24 protein-coding genes are annotated in these 22,307 nt (G+C 71.6%); 13 read left to right on the forward strand and 11 right to left on the reverse strand.

Going from position 1 to position 22,307, the window contains the following annotated elements:
• Positions 1–105 precede the first annotated feature (105 nt).
• Both ACFVWW_RS07015 and ACFVWW_RS07020 read left to right on the forward strand, forming a co-directional pair.
• Positions 106–375 carry a type II toxin-antitoxin system Phd/YefM family antitoxin gene (locus tag ACFVWW_RS07015; protein WP_384188980.1) on the forward strand — a complete coding sequence of 90 codons (270 nt, stop codon included), beginning with the start codon at positions 106–108 and terminating at the stop codon, positions 373–375.
• The gene (locus tag ACFVWW_RS07020) at positions 368–631 is read left to right on the forward strand and encodes a type II toxin-antitoxin system RelE/ParE family toxin (RefSeq protein ID WP_384188982.1); all 264 of its coding nucleotides are present in this window, start codon (positions 368–370) and stop codon (positions 629–631) included. Before ACFVWW_RS07015 ends, ACFVWW_RS07020 begins: the two co-directional genes overlap by 8 nt.
• A gap of 104 nt (positions 632–735) precedes the next feature.
• Here the strand turns inward: ACFVWW_RS07020 and msrB are convergent, their stop codons facing one another.
• From msrB to ACFVWW_RS07040, 4 genes are all read right to left on the reverse strand, one after another.
• The gene (msrB, locus tag ACFVWW_RS07025) at positions 736–1,143 is read right to left on the reverse strand and encodes a peptide-methionine (R)-S-oxide reductase MsrB (RefSeq protein WP_384188983.1); all 408 of its coding nucleotides are present in this window, start codon (positions 1,141–1,143) and stop codon (positions 736–738) included.
• Between the two features lie 10 nt (positions 1,144–1,153).
• Positions 1,154–2,557: a UDP-N-acetylmuramate--L-alanine ligase gene (gene murC, locus ACFVWW_RS07030; RefSeq protein WP_384329342.1), complete on the reverse strand. Its 1,404-nt coding sequence runs from the start codon at positions 2,555–2,557 to the stop codon at positions 1,154–1,156.
• 104 nt (positions 2,558–2,661) lie between these two features.
• Complete coding sequence (locus ACFVWW_RS07035) at positions 2,662–3,132, reverse strand: indole-3-glycerol phosphate synthase (RefSeq protein ID WP_384188987.1); 471 nt, start codon at positions 3,130–3,132, stop codon at positions 2,662–2,664.
• A 129-nt stretch (positions 3,133–3,261) separates the two neighbouring features.
• Entirely contained in the window at positions 3,262–4,092 is an 831-nt protein-coding gene (locus ACFVWW_RS07040; RefSeq protein ID WP_384188989.1) for a pyrimidine reductase family protein, read from the reverse strand.
• Between ACFVWW_RS07040 and zapE the strand changes: the two genes are divergently transcribed.
• The 5 genes from zapE to ACFVWW_RS07065 all read left to right on the forward strand — a co-directional run bounded on the left by zapE (position 4,091) and on the right by ACFVWW_RS07065 (position 9,240).
• A complete protein-coding gene (zapE, locus tag ACFVWW_RS07045; RefSeq protein WP_384329348.1) occupies positions 4,091–5,227 on the forward strand; it encodes a cell division protein ZapE in 1,137 nt (378 codons plus the stop codon). The two genes, ACFVWW_RS07040 and zapE, sit on opposite strands and share 2 nt — an antisense overlap.
• An 82-nt stretch (positions 5,228–5,309) precedes the next feature.
• Positions 5,310–5,735, forward strand: a complete 426-nt coding sequence (locus ACFVWW_RS07050) for an OsmC family protein (RefSeq protein WP_384188991.1) — start codon at positions 5,310–5,312, stop codon at positions 5,733–5,735.
• Between the two features lie 185 nt (positions 5,736–5,920).
• A complete protein-coding gene (locus tag ACFVWW_RS07055) occupies positions 5,921–7,285 on the forward strand; it encodes an alkaline phosphatase PhoX (RefSeq protein WP_386876363.1) in 1,365 nt (454 codons plus the stop codon).
• 93 nt (positions 7,286–7,378) lie between these two features.
• Positions 7,379–8,278, forward strand: coding sequence for a PPK2 family polyphosphate kinase (locus ACFVWW_RS07060; protein WP_386876365.1), 900 nt, complete (start codon positions 7,379–7,381; stop codon positions 8,276–8,278).
• A 113-nt stretch (positions 8,279–8,391) separates the two neighbouring features.
• Positions 8,392–9,240: a polysaccharide deacetylase family protein gene (locus ACFVWW_RS07065; RefSeq protein ID WP_386876367.1), complete on the forward strand. Its 849-nt coding sequence runs from the start codon at positions 8,392–8,394 to the stop codon at positions 9,238–9,240.
• A 45-nt stretch (positions 9,241–9,285) separates the two neighbouring features.
• On the opposite strand, the gene ACFVWW_RS07070 is transcribed toward ACFVWW_RS07065, so the two are convergent.
• The 4 genes from ACFVWW_RS07070 to ACFVWW_RS07085 are packed head-to-tail and all read right to left on the reverse strand — an operon-like array spanning position 9,286 to position 11,763.
• The gene (locus ACFVWW_RS07070; protein WP_384329357.1) at positions 9,286–9,468 is read right to left on the reverse strand and encodes a hypothetical protein; all 183 of its coding nucleotides are present in this window, start codon (positions 9,466–9,468) and stop codon (positions 9,286–9,288) included.
• 14 nt (positions 9,469–9,482) lie between these two features.
• The gene (locus ACFVWW_RS07075) at positions 9,483–10,151 is read right to left on the reverse strand and encodes an ABC transporter (protein WP_386876369.1); all 669 of its coding nucleotides are present in this window, start codon (positions 10,149–10,151) and stop codon (positions 9,483–9,485) included.
• Positions 10,148–11,077: an ATP-binding cassette domain-containing protein gene (locus ACFVWW_RS07080; RefSeq protein WP_386876371.1), complete on the reverse strand. Its 930-nt coding sequence runs from the start codon at positions 11,075–11,077 to the stop codon at positions 10,148–10,150. Before ACFVWW_RS07080 ends, ACFVWW_RS07075 begins: the two co-directional genes overlap by 4 nt.
• 8 nt (positions 11,078–11,085) lie before the next feature.
• Complete coding sequence (locus ACFVWW_RS07085) at positions 11,086–11,763, reverse strand: AIM24 family protein (RefSeq protein WP_384329366.1); 678 nt, start codon at positions 11,761–11,763, stop codon at positions 11,086–11,088.
• A 71-nt stretch (positions 11,764–11,834) separates the two neighbouring features.
• On the opposite strand from ACFVWW_RS07085, the gene ACFVWW_RS07090 reads away from it, so the two are divergent.
• The 5 genes from ACFVWW_RS07090 (at position 11,835) to ACFVWW_RS07110 (ending at position 17,968) form a co-directional block, all read left to right on the forward strand.
• Positions 11,835–12,596 (forward strand): peptidyl-tRNA hydrolase, encoded by a 762-nt coding sequence (locus tag ACFVWW_RS07090; protein ID WP_386876374.1) that lies wholly within the window; start codon positions 11,835–11,837, stop codon positions 12,594–12,596.
• Between the two features lie 112 nt (positions 12,597–12,708).
• On the forward strand, positions 12,709–13,527 hold the full coding sequence (locus ACFVWW_RS07095; RefSeq protein ID WP_386876376.1) for a DUF4142 domain-containing protein: 819 nt from the start codon (positions 12,709–12,711) through the stop codon (positions 13,525–13,527).
• A gap of 189 nt (positions 13,528–13,716) precedes the next feature.
• Positions 13,717–15,066 (forward strand): DUF692 domain-containing protein, encoded by a 1,350-nt coding sequence (locus tag ACFVWW_RS07100; protein ID WP_386876378.1) that lies wholly within the window; start codon positions 13,717–13,719, stop codon positions 15,064–15,066.
• Positions 15,067–15,072: 6 nt separating this feature from the next.
• A complete protein-coding gene (locus ACFVWW_RS07105; RefSeq protein ID WP_384189007.1) occupies positions 15,073–16,146 on the forward strand; it encodes a TIGR04222 domain-containing membrane protein in 1,074 nt (357 codons plus the stop codon).
• A 172-nt stretch (positions 16,147–16,318) separates the two neighbouring features.
• Entirely contained in the window at positions 16,319–17,968 is a 1,650-nt protein-coding gene (locus ACFVWW_RS07110) for an alpha/beta hydrolase (RefSeq protein WP_384329381.1), read from the forward strand.
• Positions 17,969–18,099: 131 nt separating this feature from the next.
• Here the strand turns inward: ACFVWW_RS07110 and ACFVWW_RS07115 are convergent, their stop codons facing one another.
• From ACFVWW_RS07115 to hemG, 3 genes are all read right to left on the reverse strand, one after another.
• Entirely contained in the window at positions 18,100–18,666 is a 567-nt protein-coding gene (locus ACFVWW_RS07115; RefSeq protein ID WP_386876380.1) for a snapalysin family zinc-dependent metalloprotease, read from the reverse strand.
• A gap of 271 nt (positions 18,667–18,937) precedes the next feature.
• Positions 18,938–19,654: a hydrogen peroxide-dependent heme synthase gene (gene hemQ, locus ACFVWW_RS07120; protein ID WP_384189012.1), complete on the reverse strand. Its 717-nt coding sequence runs from the start codon at positions 19,652–19,654 to the stop codon at positions 18,938–18,940.
• Between the two features lie 4 nt (positions 19,655–19,658).
• Positions 19,659–21,134, reverse strand: coding sequence for a protoporphyrinogen oxidase (gene hemG / locus ACFVWW_RS07125; RefSeq protein WP_386876383.1), 1,476 nt, complete (start codon positions 21,132–21,134; stop codon positions 19,659–19,661).
• 137 nt (positions 21,135–21,271) lie between these two features.
• Here hemG and ACFVWW_RS07130 point away from each other — a divergent pair, with 137 nt between their 5' ends.
• Positions 21,272–22,261 (forward strand): DUF4349 domain-containing protein, encoded by a 990-nt coding sequence (locus ACFVWW_RS07130; protein ID WP_386876385.1) that lies wholly within the window; start codon positions 21,272–21,274, stop codon positions 22,259–22,261.
• The last annotated feature ends 46 nt before the right edge of the window (positions 22,262–22,307 follow it).

Consider the following 22,307-nt stretch of genomic DNA (forward strand, 5'->3'; position numbering starts at 1 on the left):
CCACCGCGGCCTGGGCCTGGGCCGCAGCAGGGTGCAGCGGGCCTGTCCGTGCGCGCTCGACCCGTCCAGTTGTGTACACATGCGACACTCGGTACCCTTGGGCGCATGACGCAGCCACTACCCATAGAGTCCATCCGCGACGTGCGCGCGCACCTCGCCGAGGTCGTGGAGCGCGCCGACCGCGACGATGTGCCCACCGTGATCACACGCCGAGGCAAGGAAGTCGCCGCAGTGGTCTCCATCGAGACGCTCCGGAAGTACCAGGAATGGGAAGAACGCGAGATCAATCAGATCATCGACGAGCGCATGGCGAACCCCTCGGCCGGCATTCCCATCGAGGACATCATGAGGGAGACGCTGGCGCGCAGTGAGTGAGTACCGCACCGTCTTCCGACCAGAGGCCCAGGCGGAGCTGCGAAAGATTCCCCGCGACATGGCGCTCCGCATCCTGGCGAAGTTGACCGAGCTGGAAAGCGATCCGCTCGGCTTCAGCACCACCGCACTCGTCTCCCAGCCCGACCGACGTCGCCTACGAGTGGGTGACTACCGCGTCGTTTACACGATCGACAACGGAGAGCTGGTGGTGTGGGTCGTGCACGTCGGACACCGCTCCACGATCTACGACACCTGATCTCACGTCAGGATGTCCAGCACCCATCCAGCACGGGCACGACGAAAGGGCCGACTCCTTGAGGAGTCGGCCCAAACCGGGACTCTATGATGCTGGGGCTCTGTTCAGCTTTCGTCCGGGGTCAGTTGGAGCGAGATGCTGTTGATGCAGTACCGCTGGTCCGTGGGGGTCGGGTAGCCCTCGCCCTCGAAGACGTGGCCCAGGTGCGAGCCGCAGCGGGAGCAGCGGACCTCGACGCGGGCCATGCCGAGGGAGCGGTCCTCGATCAGTTCGACGGCGTCCGTGTCCTTCGGGTCGTAGAAGGACGGCCAGCCGCAGTGCGACTCGAACTTCGTGTCGGAGCGGAACAGCTCCGCGCCGCACGCGCGGCAGGAGTAGACGCCGGTCGTCTTCGTGTCGGTGTATTCGCCGGTGAAGGCGGGCTCGGTGCCGGCCTTGCGGAGCACCGCGTACTCCGCGGAGGACAGCTCCGCGCGCCACTGCTCGTCCGGCTTCTCGATGTCGTACGACATGCGCTCTCCCTCAGTCGGTCAGGCGGGCCAGGACATGCGGACCGAGGTCCGTGACATCGCCCGCGCCCATAGTGAGAACGAGATCACCCGGCCTGGCCATTCCCGCGATGACATCGGGGACGGTGGTCTTGTCGTGGACGGCCGTGACCTGGGCGCCCGCCGCCTCGGCCGCGTCGATGATCAGGGCGCTGGTGACGCCGGGGACGGGGTCCTCACGGGCCGGGTAGATGTCGAGGACCACCGAGGCGTCGGCGAGGGTGAGGGCCTGGCCCATCTCCGTAGCCAGCTCCTGGGTACGGGAGAACAGGTGCGGCTGGAAGACGACCAGCAGCCGGGAGCCGGGGGCCGCCGCGGCGCGCATCGCCTCCAGGTCGGCGGTCATCTCGGTGGGGTGGTGGGCGTACGAGTCGATGACCTGGACGCCGGCCGCCTCGCCCTTGAGCTGGAGGCGGCGCTTGACGCCGGTGTACTTGCCGAGGGCCGAGGCCAGATTGTGCACCGGAATGCCCAGCGCGACCCCGGCGGCCAGCGCGGCGACCGCGTTGTGGGCGTAGTGCCGGCCGGGCACCGAGACCGTGAAGGTCAGGAAGCGGCCGTCGACCAGGACGGTGACCTCGCTGGTCAGACCGCGTGCGGTGACCTTGTGGACACGTACGTCCGCGGTCGCGGCCTCCCCGTAGGTGACCACCTTGAGCGTGGACAGGTCACGGACCCGCGCGGCCAGCTCGACGGCGCCCGGCTGGTCGGCGGCGATCACCAGCGTGCCGCCGGGGACGACCTTGCCGACGAAGGTCTCGAAGGACTCGTAGATCTCGTCCATCGAGGCGTAATTGGCGTGGTGGTCCAGCTCGACATTGAGGACGATCGCGACCTCGGGGTCGTACTTCTGGAAGCTGCGGTCGCTCTCGTCCGCCTCGGCGACGAAGATCTCGCCCTCGCCGTGCCGGGCGTTGGTGCCGGGTCCTGCGAGGTCGCCGCCGATCGCGTACGAGGGGTCGAGACCCAGCTCGGTGAGGGCGACGGCCAGCATGGATGTCGTGGTCGTCTTGCCGTGGGTGCCCGCGACGGCGATCGACCGCAGGCCCCCCATCAGCGAGGCCAGCGCGTCCGAGCGGTGCACCACGGGTACGGACAGCTCCGCGGCCCGCACCAGCTCGGGGTTGTCGGCCCGGATGGCGCTGGAGACGACCACGCACGACGCGTCGTCCGCGAGGTGGGCGGCGGCGTGGCCTAGGTGCACGGTCACGCCCAGCGCGCGCAGTGCCTGCGCGGTCTCCGACTCTTTCGCGTCACTGCCCGCGACCTTGGCGCCGCGCTGGGCGAGGATCTTCGCGATACCCGACATTCCGGCGCCGCCGATGCCGATGAAGTGCGGCCGTTCCATGGCGGTGGGGACAGCGGGTGCCGGTGCCATACGTGTCTCTCCCGAGGTCGAGCGGAGTGCGGTGCGAGCGGAGTGCGGTGCGGTGCGGTGCGGTGCGACCGGAGTGTGGTGCGAGTGATCCGCGTCGTCCCAGCCTATTCGCTGTGCGCGAAGAGTTTGAGCACCGGTACGCCGACCTTGTGCCGGGCCCGGGACGCCCAGTCCCGGTGGAAGAACTCCTCGACGTAGTGGGGCTCGGTCATCACGATCACCTCGTCGGCGCCCGATTCGTCCACGACCGCTGTGAGCCGGTCCAGCGGATGGTCCTCGATGACCTCGCCCGTGGCCTCGGACCCGTGGGCGCGCAGCGCCTGCAGCGAGTGTTCGAGCGCCAGGGCCGCGGGCCGCCGCGCCTCTTTGCCCTCCGGCTCGTCGCCCTCCCGGGTGGCATCCTTCAGTTCGCCGAGCGCGACGTCGTCGAGGGCGCGCAGCAGCACATCCGCCTGGTCACCGCGGGGCTGCATGAGCACGATGAAGGAGACCGCCTCCTCGCCGTGCAGGGTCGTCACGAACTCCACGTCCTCGGACGTCAGGGGCTTCTCGATCATCAGTACGCTTGTGAACACGGCAGACGCCCTTCGTCCTATGGGCCGGCCGGCCCCCTGCTGAAACCATCCTTCCCCGTGCCCGCACGGGGTCCGCGCAAGTAAGTCTGCCCAGCGGAGGCTGACCGGAACGGCACATTCCGCCGATTGTCAGATGCGGCGGTACCGGGTGAAAAGGAACCCGCCCTCTTCCAGCAGTGACGCCAGGGCCAACCGTTCCGGTACGGCGAGAGCCGGCCCGCCCGCGATGCGTTGCGCGTACCCGGACGTGAGCGTCGGAGACACGGTCAGACACAGCTCGTCCAGTACGCCCGCCGCCACGAACTGCCCCAGCAGCCGTGGGCCGCCCTCGGTCAGCAGCCGGGTGAGGCCCCGCCCGGCCAGGGCGCGTACGGCCCTGGCGGGCTCCACCCCGGGCCCGTCGCCCGCGATCAGCACCTCCGTGCCCGCCTTCTCCGCGGCCCGGATCCGCTCCGGGGGCGCGGCGGCGCCGGTCAGTACGAGCGTCGGGACGAGCGGTTCGGTGAACAGCGGCAGCGAGAAGTCCAGGTTGAGGCTCGCGCTGACCACGGCGATCACGGGCGCGGGGCCCTGGCCGGCCGCGGCGCGCCGCGCGGCGAAGGCGTCCCGGGCGCGGGCCGGCCGGTACCCCTCCAGGCGGACCGTCTCCGCGCCCACCACCACCGCGTCGGCGATGGCTCGCAGAGTGCCGAAGATCCGCATGTCCGCGTCGGAGGAGAGCGCCTGCGACCGGCCCTCGTGGTGGGCCGCCCCGTCCAGCGTGGAGACCATATTGGCGCGCAGCCAGACTCCGTCGCCCACGGGTCGCGCCTCGGGTCGCGCCTCGCCGGTGGCCCCCGCCGCCGCCCCCGCCGCCGGGTACGCGTCCGGGTACGCGTACGCCTCCGCCAGCTCGTCGAGCGTCCACTCACGGTCCGCGGCGGAGACTGTCTGATCGGTCACAGGGAACAGGCGTCGCATGCCGAGCAGTCTGGCACGGCGCATAGAGTGGAATGCTGTGTCGTCCTCCACCTCCGCCGCCGCGTCCGGCCAGCACTCGATAGCCGAAGCGGCCCCGCTCTCCCTCTGCGCACGTGAGCCGCGCGTCCCCGCCGACCGGCTGGTCGCGGAGATGGTGCCGCCGCCGCGCTTCGACTCCGTACGGTTCGACACGTACGCCCCCGACCCGAACCAGCCCAGCCAGACCGAGGCGGTCACGGTGCTGAGCGCCTTCGCGGCGGGACTGGGCGGGGCACATGCCTCGGGGGGCGGCAAACGGCGCTGGTTCGCCAGAAAGCCCGAGGCGCCCACCGGCCCGCGCGGGATCTATCTGGACGGCGGTTATGGCGTCGGCAAGACACATCTGCTGGCTTCCCTGTGGCACGCCACTCCCGCCGCGCCCGAGCAGAAGGCGTTCGGCACGTTCGTCGAGCTGACGAATCTGGTCGGCGCGCTGGGCTTCCAGCAGACCGTGCAGACCCTCGGCGGCCACCGGCTGCTCTGCATCGACGAATTCGAGCTGGACGATCCGGGCGACACCGTGCTCGTGTCGACTCTGCTCGGCAAGCTGGTCGACTCCGGCGTGGCGCTGGCGGCGACCTCCAACACCCTGCCGGGCAAGCTCGGCGAGGGCCGGTTCGCCTCCGTCGACTTCCTTCGCGAGATCCAGGGCCTGGCGGCGCGGTTCCGGCCGCTGCGGATCGACGGCGAGGACTACCGCCACCGCGGACTGCCGGAGGCGCCTCCCCCGTACTCGGACGCGCAGGTGACCAAGGCCGCGTATGCCACCGAGGGCGCCAGCCTGGACGACTTCCCCGGGCTGCTCGACCATCTCGCCCGGGTCCATCCGAGCCGGTACGGAGCACTCACGGACGGGCTGCGGGCCGTCTGCCTCACGGATGTCCTGGCCGTGCCCGACCAGTCGACGGCGCTGCGGCTCGTCGTCCTCGCGGACCGGCTGTACGACCGGGAGATCCCCGTCCTGGCCTCCGGCCTCCCCTTCGACCGGCTGTTCGGCGAAGAGATGCTGAACGGCGGCTACCGGAAGAAATACTTCCGGGCGATCTCCCGGCTGACCGCCCTGGCACGGGACGCGAAAGGCCTGGTCGCCCAGTAGGTTCGGTGCCGTACCACCTCGCGTCACCACATCTGTTGTCATCACACCAGTGATACCCAGAACCAAGCAGAAGGGTTCCACCATGGCCACCACGCGCCAGGCGCACACGGTCTGGGAGGGCAACCTCCTCCAGGGCACGGGCACCGTCACCTTCGACTCGTCCGGCATCGCCGACCAGGCGGTCTCCTGGGCCTCCCGTGCGGAGAAGGCGAACGGCAAGACGAGCCCGGAGGAGCTGATCGCGGCCGCCCACTCCAGCTGCTTCTCGATGGCGCTCTCGAACGGTCTCGCCCAGGGCGGCACCCCGCCGGCCAAGCTGACCACGCAGGCCGACGTCACCTTCCAGCCCGGCACCGGCATCACGGGAATCCACCTCACCGTGCAGGGCGATGTCCCGGGTCTGGACGAGGCGGGCTTCGTCAAGGCGGCCGAGGACGCCAAGGTGAACTGCCCGGTCAGCCAGGCGCTCACGGGGACGACCATCACGCTCAGCGCCTCGCTCGCCTGACGTACGGCTGACCTGCCGGGCGTCCGGTTCGTGACGATCCAACGGATCCGAGCTGACGGATCATCCGGCACAGGTGCCCCACGGGACACCCGAGGCTGACGGTGGCCCGCATGGTTCACGTGTCCCAGCGCACGTGGTACACACATGCGGGTCACGTCTCCTGTCCGCCAGCAGGGAGTTGCCTCATGACCGCCACACGACGACAGATCCTCGCCCGCACCGGAGCGAGCGCCGCGGGTATCGCCTTCAGCGGGGCCGTATCCGAGCTCTTCACCGGCACGGCCGTCGCACAAGGCCTCGGGCGCAGCGGCTACGGCCCGCTCGTGCCCGACCCCGACGGCCTGCTCGATCTCCCCAAGGGGTTCCGCTACAAGGTCCTCTCCCGGGAGGGCGACCAGCTCCGCTCCGGCGAGGGCAAGGTCCCCAGCAACCACGACGGCATGGCCGCCTTCGCGGGCCACCGCGGCCGCGTCCATCTCGTACGCAATCACGAGAACCGCGTCGACGGCAGGATCGCCGTACCGGCCGTCCCCGGCCTCACCTACGACCCGATGGGCAAGGGCGGCTGTACGTCGCTCGAACTGGACGGGCGCAACAACGTCCTCGGCGAGCGCGTCGCCATCGCCGGCACCGCGGTCAACTGCGCGGGCGGGCCCACCCCCTGGGGTACGTGGCTCACCTGCGAGGAGACGGAGGACCGGGCCGGCACCAACGGCTACACCAAGGACCACGGCTTCATCTTCGAGGTCGACGGAGCCGATCCGCGCCGTACCGGAGCCATACCGCTGACGGCCATGGGCCGCTTCGCGCACGAGGCCATCGCGGTCGATCCGGACAGCGGCATCGTGTACGAGACGGAGGACGCGTTCGAGAAGCCGTTCGGGCTCTTTTACCGCTTCCTGCCGCACAAGCCGCGCGGCGGGACCGGTTCGCTGCGCGCGGGCGGCGCCCTGGAGGCCATGCGGGTGCCCGGGGTGCCGGACCTGTCGGCCGTCCAGGAGCCCGGCAAGAGCTTCGACCGGGTGGAATGGGTGCCGGTACCCGACCCGCTGGCGCGGGAGACCCCGATCCGGCTGCAGGACTTCGGCCCCAAGGGCATCACCCATGCGCAGAAGCTGGAGGGGTGCTACTGGGGCGGCGGTTCCGTCTACTTCGTGTCCAGCTTCGCGCACAGCGCGGAGGGCTCGGCGGCGGACCACTTCGGGCAGGTGTGGAAGTACGAGCCGCGCCGCCGCCGGCTCACGCTGGTGGTCGTCTTCGGCCCGGACACGGACATCCAGCTGCCCGGCGAGTCCCCCGACAACATCTGTCTCGCGCCGAGCGGCGGCCTGATGGTGTGTGAGGACGGCGGGGGCGCGCAGCATGTGCTCGGGGTGACGCGGCAGGGCGAGGTCTACGCGATGGCGCGCGGCGCGCAGAACATCGGCAGCGCCGAGGAACCCGAGTGGGGCGAGTTCGCGGGGGTCACCTTCGCACCGGACGGCGGCACGATGTACCTGAACTGCTACACGCCGGGGACGACCTTCGCGGTGACCGGCCCCTGGTCCTAGTACCTGTCAGCTGGACCTCGTACCTGTCAGCGGTCGCAGGCCGCGCGGATCCGAAGCACCCTCGGAAGTACTGACGGTCGGAAGGGGTGCGCAGTGGCCAAGAAGGACACGAAGCGGGACGCGGACAAGAAGCGGAAGAAGTCGCCGCCCGCCCTCCGTGAGCTGCTGCGCATCCCCCCGGGCGAGGGCGCCGAACTCGCCTCGTACGACCCCCGCGCCACCCCGGGCGGCCCCCGGGACAAGGCGGCGGGCCAGGAGGCCATGACCCCGATGGCGGAACGTCTCGCCGGCCTTCAGGACCGGCTGTACGCGGCCAGCACGGCGGGCGACCACCGCCGGCTGCTGCTCGTCCTGCAGGGCATGGACACCAGCGGCAAGGGCGGCACGGTCAAGCATGTGATCGGACTGTTCAACCCGTCGGGCTGCCGGATCAGAGCGTTCAAGACCCCGACCCCGGAGGAGCGGAGCCACCCCTTCCTCTGGCGCGTCAAGCGGGCGCTCCCGCAGCGGGGCGAGATCGGCATCTTCGACCGTTCCCACTACGAGGACGTCCTGATCACCCGGGTCCGCGAGCTGGTCCCGCGACGCGACGTCGGCCGCCGCTACGGCCAGATCAACCGCTTCGAACAGTCCCTCGCCGACGACGGCGTGACGATCGTGAAGGTCTTCCTCCACATCAGCTACGAGGAACAGCGCGACCGCCTCCTGGCCCGCCTCGGCAACCCGGACAAGCACTGGAAGTTCTCTCCGTCCGACATCGACGACCGCGCCCTGTGGCCCGCCTACCAGGAGGCATACGAGCTCGCCCTGCACCGCTGCTCGACGGAGGCGGCGCCCTGGTACCTCGTCCCGGCCGACCGTAAGTGGTATCGCAACTGGGCGATCAGCACCCTGCTGCTGGAACATCTGGAGGAACTCGATCCGGCCTACCCGAAGGCCGACTTCGACGTCGAGAAGAGCCGTGAGCGGCTGCTGTCCGAAGGGCGGCCCTGAAGCCCGGGGAACGCGGCAGGCTGAGTGGCCTGCGCTGTGGCGGGCGAAGCGACTTCGACGGGGGCGAGTGCCGTACGCACATTTCGGACAAATAGTCATATATTTTTCTGTGAGTGACCACATGTGTACGCACACTCGCGACCCTCGTCGTCCTGGGTGCCGCCCTCGCCGGATGCGGTGACGGCGCGGACAGGCCCGCGAACTCCGCGCCCCACTCCGCCTCCCGTTCCGCCGCGGCGCACTCGCCCACCGGGGTGAAGGGGCCGCCGACCCTCGCCCCCGGCCCCGGCGGGCTGACCCCGGTCTTCAAGCGCGGCACCCCGATCGCCGGCAAGACCGTGGCGCTCACCTTCGACGCCGACATGACGGCCGACGAGGGGACGCGGGCGGCGCACGGGGAGCGCTTCGACAACCCCGCACTGATCGCCCTGCTGCGCCGCCTCGAGGTGCCGTCGACGGTCTTCATGACGGGGCGGTGGGCCGAGGAGTATCCGACGCAGGCGGAGGCGATCGGGAACGATCCGCTCTTCGAGATCGCCAACCACTCCTACAGCCACTACTCCTTCACGGCCGACTGCTACGGCCTGCCGGTGCTCGGCAAGGAGAAGATGGCCGCCGATGTGGAGGCGGCCTTCAGCGCCTTCCACGCCGCGGGGGCACGGAACGTGGTCCCGTACTTCCGGTTCCCGGGCGGCTGCTACGACGACACGTCGCTACGGGCCCTCGCCCCGGCCAAGGTGACCGCCGTCCAGTGGGACGTCGTCAGCGGGGACGCCTTCGCCACCGACGCGGACGCCGTCGCCGAACAGGTGCTGGAGGGCGTGAAGCCGGGCTCACTGGTGGTGATGCACTGCACGCGCAGCGCGGCGCCCGCGACGGAGGACGCGGTCGCCCAGATCGTTCCCGAGCTGCGCAAGCGCGGCTACCGCTTCGTCAAGGTCTCCCAGCTGATGAAGCACTGAGCCGGGAGGCTGGGCGGCCGGGCGGAAGGCGGCGCCCAGAGCCTGTCAGCCGGAGCACGCCGTCCGCTGGGCCTCCTGCCACTCGCAGACGGGACAGAGCGTCGCGCCCTTGACCGTCTCCGGGTACTCGGTCGGCTCGCGGCACAGCACACACTCCGCGTACGCGGTCTCTTCCACGGCCGGCTGCCCCACGGCTTGTCGCTCACCCACGGCTTGTCTCTCACCCATGCCATGGAGCGTACTCAGCCCCGCAACGCGGCGAGCACACAGGCCACCGCCGCCGCCACGGCCGCCACCAGCAGGGCGGCGGCCAGCGGCAGTCCCGGCACGGGGACCGCCCCTGTCCGCGAGCCGGTCACCAGCGCGGTGACGGCGTACTTCGCGGGCGATCCGCTGGTCACCAGGGCCAGCAGGGCGACCAGCGCGGTGGCCGCGATCGACCAGCCCCGGCCGCGCAGGACCGGTCTGCCGCACAGCGCGCCGACCGCCGCGCCGAGCAGCAGACAGACCGCGGCGGTGAGCAGCCCCGCCGCCCCGGCGGGCAGCCGGTCCACCTCCACCGTGTGGTCCGCGTTCTCCGGCTTGCTGATCATGGTGACGATCAGTGTGCCGACCGTCCCGAGCACACCCGCGAAGACCGTCGCGGCCAGCAGCGAGGCGAGATGGGCCCGGGGCGTCCCGGTCGCCGCGGCGGTGACGGCGCGGGCGGCGGCCGGCTCCTGGGCGACGCAGATCCGGACCAGCCAGGCGGTGACGGGCAGCAGCGCGGCCGCCGCGAATCCGAGCGAGTCCAGGATCGGCTCGCCCGCCCGCACCCCGACCACGAGGACAATCCCGTACAGCAGGAGCGGCGGCAGCCAGCGCTGGGAGCGCAGCAGCAGGGAGATCTGATAGCGGAGCAGAGCGGTCATGAAGAGGGGCGCCTCGCGGTCGTGGCGGAGTCGGTCCCGGCGGAGTCGGTCGCGATGGGAGGAGTGCGCGACGCGGCCGGAGAGACTCCGGCCGCCTCCGCCACCCGCAGCTCCCGGATGTGCCAGGGCGGACGCGCCGTCAGCAGCGCCCGCAGCAGCGCGTCGGAGTGCACCGCCGGGGCCGTCAGCAGTACGGAGCCGTCCCGCTCCGGCTCGTACGCCGGCGAGCCGGGCAGTCCGCTCGGCGGCGCGGCCCCCGGCGGTCCCACGGCCACGATCCGTACCCGCGGCCCCGGTCCCGCCGCGGAGACGTCCGGCGTACGGCGCACCAGAGCGCGGTCCCGCACCGCGTACACCGCGTCCGCGACGCCCGCCAGCCGCAGCGGATCGTGGTCGACGAACACCACCGTGCCACCCGCCGCGACGCGCTCGGCGACCGCCCGGTCCAGCTCTGCGCGGGCCGCGCCGTCGAGCCCGGTCCAGGCCTCGTCGAGCACCAGCAGCTCCGGCTCGGCGAGCAGCGCCTGCGCGACCGCGATCTTCTGGCTGGTGCCCTTGGACAGCTCGGACATCGGCGTACGCGCCTGTCCCGCCGCCCCGAACCGCTCCAGCCACTCGGCGGCGCGGGCCCGCGCGGCCGCGCGCCGCAGCCCGTGGACCGCGCCCAGGTGGACCAGATAGCCGGTGGCCGTGAAGGGCAGCGAGACGGGGAAGCGCTCGGGGACGTACGCCGTGCGGGGCCGGCCGGTGAGACGCCCCTCGGTGGGTGCGTCGATGCCCGCGAGCAGGCGCAGCAGAGTCGATTTCCCGCTGCCGTTCGTTCCTTCGACACGGACCAGGCCGCCCGCGGGCAGATCGAGATCGACGCCGCGCAGCACCCAGGGTCCGCGCAGTCCGTAGCGGCGTCCCACGCCCCGGAGATTCATCGGGGACGTCAGTTCTGCGTGGCCTTCTGCGGGGTGACCTCACTCGGTCTGACGATCACGAAGCCCTCGCCCTGAAGCATCAGCTGGACCGCTTCGCCCGAGCCGCCGCGAAGCATCGAGCCGACGGACTGCGAGCGGTGCAGCGAGGTGTTGAGGTGCGCGCTCCATCCGACGACGGCGTCCGTGTCGACGTACACCGGCGCCTGGGCCGTGACGGGGATCACGATCGGGCCGCCCTCACAGATGACGGCGAGCTTTCCGTAGCCGGTGAAGACGCTGTTGAAGAGCCCGCCGCCGGTCATCCCGGCGCCCTTCACCGTCTTGATCTCGTACGTGAGGGTCGGGTCGAAGCACAGCACGTTGCGGCCGTTGATGGTGAGCGCGTCGCCCTGCTCGACCTCGATGATGAAGCAGTTGGCGGCCTCGTGCGCGAACCACGCCTCGCCCTGGCCCCGGACGGCCATCAACGGCAGTCCCTCACCTGTGACGGCCCGCTTGAGCATGCCGCCTATGCCCTGGCCCTTGCGCTCGAACTGGAGATTCCCGCGGAAGGCGATCATGGATCCCTGCCGCGCGTGCATCTCGCCGTTGACGGCGTACTTGATCGATTTGGAGTTCTGGAGGGTCATCCCGGGGGCGGTCGCCGCCTGCGCCATGTGCTCTGTGGCAAAGAGATCGCTCTTCATGCCGTGCATACTCGCCCGGAGGCACGCATTCCGCCAAGAATGAGGTCCGAGGCGGCTGGCAGACTGGACCCGTGAGCAGCCACAGCACCGCCGACGCCGACAGCCCCGAGCGCACCAGCAGCACCGGTGCCGACAGCCCCTTCCGGCATGAGCGGACCGAGCGGGACGCCGCCCCGCAGTACGTGCTGCCGCTGGTGGTCCGGATCGAGAAGGCCGCGCCTCCGGCCCGTACCGACGCCCTGGAGACGGCGGCCCGCGCGGTGCTCGTCATGCTCTCCGACGAACGGTCCCTGGGCGAGGGCGAGTGGGCCGAGGCCATGCGGGACTGGCAGGACGCCAGGATCCGCAAGGTGGTACGCCGGGCGCGCGGCGCGGAGTGGCGACGCGCGTCGGAGCTCCCCGGCCTCACGGTCACGACGGACGCGGCGACCGCCGCCGAGGTACGGGTGTTCCCGCCCGTCCCGCTCGACGGCTGGCCCAAGGAGCTGGCCAAGCTCCAGGTCTCCGGCACCGATCTGGACGACCCCGCGGAGCCGCCCGCGCACGACCCCGCGCACCCCGTCCTGTGGCTGAGCCCGGACCTGGAGATGTCGGCGGGCAAGGCCATGGCCCAGGCCGGGCACGGCGCCCAACTCGCCTGGTGGGAGCTGTCGGAGACGGACCGCAAGGCCTGGCGCGAGGCCGGTTTCCCGCTCGCCGTACGCACGCCCGACGCACGGCGCTGGCAGCAACTCACCGTCAGTGGGCTGCCGGTGGTCCGTGACGCCGGATTCACGGAGATCGCGCCGGGTTCCTGCACCGTGGTCGCTGATCATCCGGCGCTGCGGAGGTGAACACTCCGGCTCCGGTTCACGTATCTCCCCGTACCGCCAAGAGGGTTGGCCGGCCGCTCGGTCAGCGGTCGGTTCAGCGAGGTCACATATCGGCTCGGGAGGCAGCACAGTGGTGCGACGCATCAACGGTACGGCGCTCATCATCGCGGCCCTGGTCGCCACGGTAGGAGCGCTGGCCTTCCCGGTCTGGTCGTACTCCGACCGGTCCGGCACCGGCCAGGCCAATCTCAACGCCTCGACCGTCGCGACCCAGTGGGGCCCGCTCTCCGCGACCGACCGCGATCTGCTGGTCAAGGTCCGGCTGGCCGGGCTCTGGGAGCTGCCGGCCGGGCAGCAGGCCATCGAACGCGCTCCCAGCAAGGCCATCCAGGAGTGCGGTGACCATCTCGTCGTCGGCCATACCGACCTCGACAAGCGCGCCCGCGATGTGGCGGCGAAGCTGGGCATCGAGCTGCCGAACCAGCCGAACGAGCAGCAGCAGGGCTGGCTCAGAGAGCTCTCGGCGGCGAACGGCCAGGACTACGAGCGGAAGTTCGCCAATCTGCTGCGCAACGCCCACGGCAAGGTCTTCTCGTTGATCGCGCAGGTACGGCACACCACCAGGAACACGCTGATACGGCAGTTGGCCACCGACGCCAACCAGACCGTCCTCGACCACATCACGATGCTGGAGGCCACCGGCTTCGTGGACTTCGACGCCCTCGCGAACGAGGCGGCGGGCACCGCGACCGCCAGCCCGACGGGACCGCAGCCCCCGGACGGGAACCTGCCGCCCGCGCCGTCGCCCGCCGCGCCCACCGGGGACCGGTCCTTCACCTCGCGGCCCTCGACCCAGCCGGGCGCCCCGACGGCGATCAACACCAACCGGCCGGACCCGCAGAGCGAGCGGACGGCGCCGGCCGGTATGGCGCCGGACATGCCGATGCCGTAGGCCCTGTCCGGTCGGTCTTCGTGGGCCCGGCTAAGGACTTCGTGGGCCGGGCCAAGGACTTCGTGGGCCGGGCCAAGGAAGCGGGAACCTCAAATCGACCTCTGAACGTCTCCCTTTGCGGATTCACCGCCGCCCGGCGGGGTCATCACCCTCGCACCGCGGCAGGTCGCGGCACCGAGAGGGGGAGCCATGAACGGCACACCACGGCTGGGGATCGGCATCGGCTGGCGCCCGGAGATAGCCGACGCGGTGGAGGGGCTGACCGGCGTCGACTGGGTCGAGGCCGTCGCGGAGAACCTCTGCCCCGGCCATCTGCCCGACTCGCTCGTACGCCTTCGCGCGCGCGGCGTCACCGTCGTCCCGCACGGGGTCTCACTCGGCCTGGGCGGCGCGGACCGCCCCGACGCACAGCGCCTGGCGGACCTCGCGGCCCGGGCCGAGGCCCTCGGCTCCCCTCTGGTCACCGAGCACATCGCGTTCGTACGGGCCGGGGGGCCGCTCACCGCCTCGCCCGTCCTGGAGGCCGGCCATCTGCTGCCGGTGCCGCGGACCCGGGACGCCCTGCGCGTGCTCTGCGAGAACATCCGTATCGCCCAGGACTCGCTGCCCGTGCCGCTCGCGGTGGAGAACATCGCGGCGCTGATCTCCTGGCCGGGCGAGGAGATGAGCGAGGGGCAGTTCCTCGCCGAGCTGGTCGAGCGCACCGGCGTCCGGCTGCTGATCGATGTCGCCAATCTGCACACCAACCATGTCAACCGCGGCGAGGACCCGGCGACCGCGCTGGACGAACTGCCGGTCGAGGCCATCGCGTACGTCCATGTCGCGGGCGGGATCGAGCGGGACGGCGTCTGGCACGACACCCACGCCCACCCGGTCACCCGGCCCGTGCTCGACGTGCTGGCGGAGCTGTGCTCCCGGGTCGCCCCGCCGGGCGTTCTGCTGGAGCGGGACGACGACTTCCCGCCGGCGTCGGAGCTGGCCGGCGAACTCACCCTGATACGCGAGACGATCACGGCCGCCGGAAGCGGAACGAAGCGCGTCGGAAGCCCGGCAGCGGGGGCGCCGTCCGCCCCCGCGGACTCCGCCCGGTCCACGAGAGACAACGCGGACGGCGGGACGAACGGCACCGAGGCCGCCCGCGAGCGGCTCGCTCTCAGGGAGGCCGCCCTGCTCTCCGCCCTGGTCGCCGGTACGCCGGCCCCCGAGGGATTCGACTCCCGGCGGCTGCGCGTGCAGAGCCGGGCCCTCACCGCCAAGCGCGCCGATGTCATCGCCAAGATCGCCCCCGAGCTTCCGGAGATCCTGGGCGGCGGCTTCCGGCCCGCGTTCCTCGCGTACGCGGGAAACCGGCCCCTGCGCACCGGATACCGCCGCGACGCCCTCGACTTCGCCGAGCATCTGCTGATCGAGGGGCGGCCCGAGGACTCCGCCGCCCGGCGTCGGCTGACCCTCTGGTGGGAGGAGCGCGCCGGCTCGCGTCCGCCGCGCCGTGCGACCCGCCTCGTCCGGGTGGCCCGCGCCGCGCTCGTCAGGAGATGACGGACCATGACCGTGTACACGTTGGCGGCCCATCTCGCCGTCGCGATCTCGTCCGTTCTGCTGATCGCCGGTGTGACCCGGTTGCGCCGCCGGGGCTCGGGCGGCCGCGTCCATGACGTGATGGAGGCCGCGTTCCTCGCCGGCGGACCCGGCCGGGTCGTGGACGCCGCTCTCGCCGAGATGCACGCGGACGGCCGGCTGACCGTCGGCGGCCCCGGCATCGTCGCCGTACGGCGGGCGGTCGCCCGGCACCCGGTCGAGGAGGCGGTGCTCCAGGAGCATGCCGCGGCGCCCAGCGGCGCCCTGCACACGCTGCGCCTCGCGGTGATGCGCGGCCCGACCGTGCAACAGGTGGGCGACGCTCTCGCGGCCCGCGGGCTGCTGACTCCGCGGGCCGAGGCGCGTACGTGGCAGCGGTGGAGCGCCCTGCAGACAGGGCTCTGCATCGTCGGCCTGCCCCTGTCGTTCGCTCTGTCCGTCAGCGCGTCCTTCGACGACCCGAGCCCCGGCAGCGGCGGACCGCTCTCCTTCACGGTGATCATCAGCATGGTCGTGGGTGTGATCGTCGGCCGGATCTGCGGGTGGCTCGCCAAGCAGCGGATCACCAAGGGGGGCGGGCAGGCGCTGCGGGAATTCCAGCTGGCGCATCCGTATGTCACGCCGGTTCATCTGGTCGCGGCGGGGGGCCTGTTGGCGCTGCCGGACCCGGTGCTGCGAGGGCAGTTGCAGGTGGCCGGGCGGTTGCGGCCGGGGCGCGACTTCTCAGCGACGCCGTACACGGCCGCCGCGGTGGTGGTGACGTGGTGCTCCGGCGCACAGCCCGGTTCCGGTACGGGGTGCGGCGGGGCCGGCTCGGGATGCGGCGCGAGCTCCGGAGGAGGAGGTTCCACCGGGGGCGGTGGCGGTGGAAGCTGCGGCGGTGGCGGTGGTGGGGGCAGCAGCTGCGGAGGCTCCGGAGGAGGCGGCGGCAGCAGCTGCAGCGGGGGCGGCGGGGGAGGTAGCAGCTGCGGCGGAGGCGGCGGCGGAGGCGGCAGCAGCTGCGGGGGTGGAGGAGGAGGGGGCGGCGGCGGGAGTTTCTGAGCCTGCACATCCCGGCCCGTCCCGCACCCCGGGAGCCCCACCGGAGTGGCCGCACCGCGCATCGGGGTCGTTGACCCCGACACCCGTGGACACGTCCTTGCCAAGCCACTCCCCTCTGCTGACCCTCAGTTCTGCGGTGGATCCCGCCATCCGTAGGCACGAAGGGAACGCGATGAGAGCAGTAGCGAAGTACGGGGCTCTGACCACCCTCGGCTCCCTGGTCCTGTCGGCCCTCGTCACCGCCCCCGCGAGCGGCGCGGACACCGTCACAGCTGCCGCCGCCACCCGTGCGGGCACCACCGCCGAGCTCCATGGCGTCGTCCGGGCCGCCCGGCACGCCGCTGCCGCCGGCATCACCTTCAGGCCCTGCCCCAGGACCGAGCAGCTGCCCGCCCCCATCCAGTGCGGCACGGTCCAGGTCCCGCTGGACTACGCCGAGTCCGACGGCCGGAAGATCAGCCTCACCGTCAGCCGGGTCCGGGCGAGCGGGGAAGCCGACCAGCGGCAGGGCGCGTTGGTCTTCAACCCCGGCGGCCCCGGCGCCTCCGGCATGTACTTCCCGATGGCCGCCGAGCTACCCGAGTGGAAGCGCGTCGCCGAGGCGTACGACATCGTCGGCTACGCCCCCCGCGGGGTGGGCCGCTCCGCCCCGCTCTCCTGCGAGGACCCGGCCGACTTCACGAAGGCCCCGACGCAGTCCCCGGTACACCCCTCGGAGTCGTACAAGCGGGAGCGGATCGCCCAGGCCAAGGCGTACGCGCGGGGCTGCGCCGACAGCGCCGGCCCCGCGCTCGCCCACTACAACTCGCTCAACAACGCCCGCGATCTGGATGTGCTGCGCGCGGCCCTCGGCGAGCAGAAGCTGACCTTCATGGGAGCCTCGTACGGGACGTACTTCGGGGCGCTCTACGCGACGCTCTTCCCCTCGCACGTACGCAGAATGGTCTTCGACTCCGCGGTCGACCCGGACCCCGCGCGGATCTGGTACCGCAACAACCTCGACCAGTCCCTCGCGTTCGAGGCGCGCTGGGCGGACTTCCGTACCTGGATCGCCAAGCACCACACGACGTACCACCTGGGCTCGACCGCCGAGGCGGTGCGTAAGAGCTACGAGCGGGTGCGCGCCGGGGTCGCGCAGCAGCCGGCCGGCGGGACGGTCGGACCAGGTCAGCTTCAGGCGGCGATGCTCGGGGCCGGCTACTACGACGACTACTGGCCGATGCGTGCCACAGCTCTCGCCGAGTACCTCAAGGGCAACCCCAAGCCGCTGATCGCACAGGCCGCGCCGAGGCCGGAGGCCGCCGCCGAGAGCGAGAACGGCAACGCCGTCTACACCGCGGTCGAGTGCAACGACGGGTCCTGGCCGACGGACTGGAGGGTGTGGGACCGCGACAACACCGCGCTCGCGCGGCGCGCGCCGTTCGAGACCTGGGACAACGCCTGGATGAATCTGCCGTGCGCCTACTGGCCCGCGCCCCGGCAGAAGCCGGCCGATGTCCGCACCGGCCCGGGCGAGTTGCCCCCGACGCTGATCCTGGCCGCGGAGCGTGATGCCGCGACGCCGTACAAGGGGGCGCTCGAACTCCAGCGGCGGCTGGCCGGTTCCGTCCTGGTGACCGAGCGGAAAGCCGGTACGCACGGGATCGCGGGCGGCGGCAACGCCTGTGTCCACTCCTACGTGGAGGAGTACCTGCTGCACGGAAAGGCACCGGTGCGGCGCGCGGAGTGCGCGCCGCATCCGGAGCCGGACCCGGTGTCGAAGGAACCGGCGGACAAACGCCTTGACCTGCAAAGAAGACTCAAGCCAGTTCCTCATTTCTGAGCGCCGGGGAGCACTGGGCGTTCGCATCAGCTGTCCGCACCACCGCGTCCGGCCTCGATCAGAGCCGGGTACGCCCCGGAACGCGATCTGCGCTCCGGGGCGCACGCCACTGCTTGGGCTCGCGCCGCGTGTCAGTCCACGATCATGACGTTGAGTGGCACTGCTCCGCCCGGCCGCGCGAACGCAAGACCGAAGTTCCCCTCGACCTCGGCCTTCTCGGCCGTGTTCGGGTAGGCGTTCGTGCACGTGGTTCCCGCGCTGGAACCGGACATCAGGCTCGTACAGGGCCCGGGCTTGCGGTCCGGCAGGCCCAGGATGTGGCCCAGTTCGTGGGATGAGATGCGGATCGTGTTGTGGCCCTCGTTCACCGCCTGCCGTCCGATGTAGACGGTTCCGTTGCCCAGGGAGGTGGTGATGGCGCGGGGCCAGCCGTCGTCCGCCAGGACCCGGATGTTGGCGCGTTGCCCGGCGGCGGCCGGTCGCAGTTCGACGGCGTCGACGCTCTCGTTCCAGATCGCCGCGCCCCGGTCGACGGCGGACCTGAACTCCGCGGAACCGCTGGCGTCGTAGGTGACTACACGAGCGGCCAAGGCTCTGTCCGCGTCCGCGGAAGGAGTAGCCACGGCCTGGCCACTCATCAGAGAAAAGGTCACGGCCAGGGCGGCAGCGAGCCCGCTGGTCAACTTACGGACGTACATGGTCGACCTCCTTACAGGAGAGATAGTCGTGCACATGACAGAATCTCCCCTGCTCACTGCCCAGCGAGGACCGACACCAATCCGTAATCGCCGGTAGGCCCGGCGGACACCGCCGGGCCTACCGTCTGCCTGGCCCCGGTTGGGAACCCGGAGCCGAACCCGGTGTCGCTGGACGAGCGGCCGAGCGGCCGGAAGCCGCCGCCGATCGTCTGATCTTCCGGGTGGGGCGGCCGGGCCGGCACATGCCAGGACCCGGCCACCAAGTCAGGTGTTACGCCAGCCCGGCCACGAGGTCCGCGACCGACTTGCGGCGGCCCGTGAAGAACGGGACCTCTTCACGGACATGCATCCGGGCCTCCGAGGCACGCAGATGACGCATCAGGTCGACGATGCGGTACAGCTCGTCGGCCTCGAAGGCCAGCACCCATTCGTAGTCGCCGAGCGAGAACGACGCGACGGTGTTGGCGCGCACGTCCGGGTAGCCGCGGGCCATCTTGCCGTGGTCCGCGAGCATCCTGCGGCGGTCCTCGTCGGGCAGCAGGTACCAGTCGTACGACCGCACGAAGGGGTAGACGCTCACGTAGTTACGGGGCGTCTCGTCGGCCAGGAAGGCCGGCACGTGCGACTTGTTGAACTCGGCGGGGCGGTGCAGCGCCATGTTCGACCAGACCGGCTCCAGCGCCCGTCCGAGCCGGGTGCGGCGGAAGCGGTTGTACGCGTCCTGGAGCTCGTCCGCGGTCTCGGCGTGCCACCAGATCATGACATCGGCGTCGGCGCGCAGCCCGGACACGTCGTAGGTGCCGCGCACGGTGATGTCCTTGGCGCCGAGCTGGTCGAACAGCTCCTGGACCTCGTCCGCGTAGCCGGTCCGGTCCTCGGGCAGCACATCGCGCAGCTTGAAGACGGACCACAGCGTGTAGCGGATGACCTCGTTGAGGTCCTTTGCCTTCTTGCCCGCGTTCGGGGACTTCTCTGGAGCAGCAGTCATACGTCTATTCTCCCGCGCCGCGGCCGGTGCCCCGCGCCGGGGTGGACGTGGCGATGATCTCGTCGGCGGCCCGCCGGGCGCTCGCGACACAGGCGGGGATGCCGACGCCGTCGTACGCCGCGCCGCAGACCCGCAGTCCCGGCAGCTTGCCGACCGCCTCGCGGACGCGCGCGACCCGGGCCTGATGCCCGACGGGATACTGCGGCAGACCGCCGATCCACCGGGTCACTTCGGTGGCCACCGGCTTCGCGGCGAGCCCCGCCGCCTCGCCGAGGTCGCGCAGCGACACCTCGACCAGCTCGGCGTCCTCGCGGTGCAGGTGTTCCTCCTCGCCGTATCGCCCGATCGAGGTACGCAGGACGAAGAGACCGGGCGCGGCGTCGGCGACCCAGGCCCATTTACGGGTGGAGAAGGTGGACGCCTTGATCGTGAGGCCGTCGACGGGCGGCACGAGAAAGCCGCTGCCGTCGGGCAGCGTGTCGAGGTCGGTGCGCCGGAAGGCCATCGTCACCAGCGCCATCGAGGCGTACTCGATCTCGGCGAGTTCGGCGGCGGCGGCCGGGGATTCGTCGGAGAGCAGCGCCGAGGCGGACCAGGCGGGCGTCGCCAGGACCACGCCGTCGGCCGCCAGGACCCCCTGGCCGGTGCGGATCCGCCAGCCGTCGGCGGAGGGGGCGTCCGCCGTGCCCCGAGGGCCGTGCGGGCGGGTCAGGCCGAGGACCGGCGTCTCCATGCGGATCTCGCCGCCGCCGGCCCGTACGGCATCGGCGACGGCGCCCGGCAGCCGGCCCACGCCGCCTTCGATGCCCGCGAAGACGGGACCGGTCAGCTGCCGTGCGGCGGCCTTCGCCTGGATGTCACGGACGCCTTCCAGCAGCGAGTCATGGGTCCTGACCGCTTCGAAGAGCTGCGGCACGGCCGCTCTCATGGAGATGCGGTACGCGTCGCCCGCGTAGACCCCGCCGAGCAGCGGCTCCACCAGCCGGTCGACGACCTCGCGGCCGAGCCGCTCCGCGACATAGTCACCGACCGAGACATCGTCGCCGACCTCGGTGGCCGGCAGCTCGTGCTCGCGGGCGATCCGGGCGAGCCCCTCGTCGGAGAGCAGGCCCGCGAGGGCGGCGGGGTTCCCCGGCACGCCCATCACATGGCCCTTGGGCATCGGCCGCAGCTTTCCGCGCGTCCATACCGAGGCGGTGGCGGTGGCGGGCGGCTGGATCCGTTCCCCGAGTCCGACGGCGCGGGCGAGGTCGACGGCCTCGGGCCGGCGCGCGAGCATCGATTCCGCGCCGAGATCGACGGGGGCGCCCTCGATCTCACCCGTGCGCAGCTTCCCGCCGAGCCGGTCGGTGGCCTCCAGCAGCGTCACCCTGATGCCGGCGCCCACCAGGCGGTGTGCGGCCGCCAGGCCCGCGATGCCGCCGCCGATGACGACGACATGGCCCGTATGTGTGTCCATCTGATGCGCGCTCGACTCCATGCCCCCACTCTCTCAAACCCGTACCGAGTCCCGACCGTGACCGCTTCGGGACCGGAAAGGGGAAACCCGCCCACCGGCCTTTCACGTCGAATGGTCATCAGTCATGAACCGTCCCAGGGGGGCCGATTATGCGCGCGATGCCCGCGTTCGCGGCAGCACTTCTCACCGTCTCACTCGCTCTCGCCGGATGCGGCGCGTCCGACAACGGCGGATCATCCTCGGACAGCGCCGCGAAGGGGGTCCAGGCCGGGCAGGAGGGCGCCGCCGGAGCCGGTGACGCCGCAGCCGGTGACGCCGGAGCCGGTGATGCCGTCGCCGATGAAGCGGCCGCGCCGCCGGCCGGCAGCAAGGGGCAGCCGGCGAAGACCCCCGCGCCGCAGGGAACCCATGTGATCCGCACGGCCGAACTGACCGTGCGCGTCAAACACACGCAGAAGGCGCTCACCACGGCGCGTGACGCGGCCGGGAAGTCCGGTGGCCTCGTCCAGAACGAGTCCACCGAGCGGACCGAGGACGACTATGTGGAGTCGACCATCGTGCTGCGCGTCCCGCAGGAGGAGTACGACGCCGTCCTGGCGGAACTGGCGGGCACCGGCACGCTGCTGGCGCGCAAGGCCGACGCCAAGGACGTCACCGACCAGGTCGTGGACGTGAACAGCAGGGTCTCCTCGCAGCGGGTGAGCGTGGCCCGCATCAGGGAGTTGATGGACCGGGCCACCAAACTCAGCGATGTGGTGGCGCTGGAAGGTGAGTTGAGCACCCGTCAGGCGGCGTTGGAGTCACTGCTCGCGCAGCAGGCCTCACTCAAGGACCGCACCACCCTGGCGACCATCACCCTTCATCTCTCCGAGAACCCGGTCGTGAAGGAGGAGAAGGAGGACGACGACCCGGGCTTCCTGGACGCGCTGGGCGGCGGCTGGGACGCGCTCACCGCGACCCTGCGGTGGATCGCGGTGGTGATCGGGGCGCTGGCACCGTTCGCGGCCGTGCTCGCCCTGCTCTATCTGCTGTGGCGGCTGGTGCGCGGCCGGCTGCCCCGGCGGTCCGCGCCGGCGGCGGCCCGGGGCCCGGTGACGGTCCCCGCGCAGCCGGCGCCCTCCGGCGAGACGGCACGCGAGCAGGACTGATTCCACCGCGCCCGCGTAGCGTTCCCCCCGCAGACACGGACCGAAG

It is taken from the genome of Streptomyces sp. NPDC058198 (assembly GCF_042882605.1).
Taxonomy (GTDB): domain Bacteria; phylum Actinomycetota; class Actinomycetes; order Streptomycetales; family Streptomycetaceae; genus Streptomyces.